Source organism: Bacillus sp. JJ1474 (genome assembly GCF_036965225.1).
Lineage (GTDB): Bacteria > Bacillota > Bacilli > Bacillales > Cytobacillaceae > Cytobacillus.
Genome location: NZ_JBALPC010000343.1, coordinates 1 through 1210 on the forward strand (window position 1 = coordinate 1; position 1210 = coordinate 1210).

2 protein-coding genes are annotated in these 1210 nt (G+C 25.0%); both read left to right on the forward strand.

Going from position 1 to position 1210, the window contains the following annotated elements; all coding sequences use genetic code 11:
- The coding region (locus V7164_RS25555; RefSeq protein ID WP_335355643.1) for a GNAT family N-acetyltransferase at positions 1-972 on the forward strand (972 nt) is incomplete at its 5' end.
- Positions 973-1082: 110 nt separating this feature from the next.
- Positions 1083-1210: glycosyltransferase family 2 protein (locus tag V7164_RS25560; RefSeq protein ID WP_335355644.1), on the forward strand; the 128-nt coding region annotated here is incomplete at its 3' end.

Genomic DNA, 1210 nt, shown 5'->3' on the forward strand with positions numbered 1-1210 from the left:
CAATATTCCTGTCCTTACAATTATCTAGATGGTAATTGGGATGAGTTTTTGAAACGTCAAATACCAAAAAAAAAGAAAAGAAACGAATTAAAAGCTTTTAGTAAAAAATTATACAATTTAGGTGAAGTTAGCTTAATACGGATAAATGATAGTGAATCTTGGGGAAATTATAAATATTTGATTGATCAAACATTTTATATCCATAAGATAAGATTTCAAGAAGTATTAAATACTAGCAGATATAGTGAACCTGATTATAAAGAATTTTATAATAATTTAATTGAAAGGTTAGCCAAAAAAAGTAAAATTGATCTATCTATTCTTTGTTTAGATAATAAGGTAATCTCTTTTCTATTTGCATTTAAAGATGATAATAGACTAATTGATTATATTCCTGGTTTTCATCCATCTTTTTCAAAAATTTCACTTGGACACGTTCATTTAATGGAATTATTCCAAAACTTAATAGAAGAACAAGAAATTAAAATCTTTGACTTTTCAAAAGGAATGGGAATATATAAACAAAAATGGACAGATTCTACTTACAATAACTTTCTCTTTAATTTTAAACTTAATAATAACTTACCATCTAACATAAATTGGTTTGTTAATAACCAAATAATAAATTTAAAACTTTTAGGTAGAAAAAAAGGTTGGAATAACCGTATCAAACACATTCTTGGTAGTATAAAAAATATGATAGACAATGAAAGCAATATTGAAGAAATTCAAATAGTTGAGGTTGTAGAGGATTTAAAGTTAGATAAAAATAGTTTTATTATTTCAAAATTTCGATATGAAGGTATTGCAAACTTAAACATGTATACTCAAAAATTTATAATTGACGAAGTATTAATGAAAAAAGAAATTTTAATTTGGAAAAAGAAAAATAATTTAGAGTTTATTGAAATTGTAGATGATATTAGTAGAAAACTTTATCAATGTAAGGACGGAAATTTATTAAATGAGTAAAGAAATAATATATGAAAACAAAGGATTATTTATATTAAGCTTCGATACTGATGAAGCTTGGGCGGATTTGGTTTAGGTTTGACAAAAAATACCAGAAAGAGAGGGTGGAAATGATGCCAAAAGTATCAGTAATAATGGGAGTACTTAATAGTCAAGAAACTATTTCAAAAGCAATTGAGTCAATAGTAAGTCAAACTTTTAAAGATTGGGAATTCATTATTTGTGATGATGGTTCTAC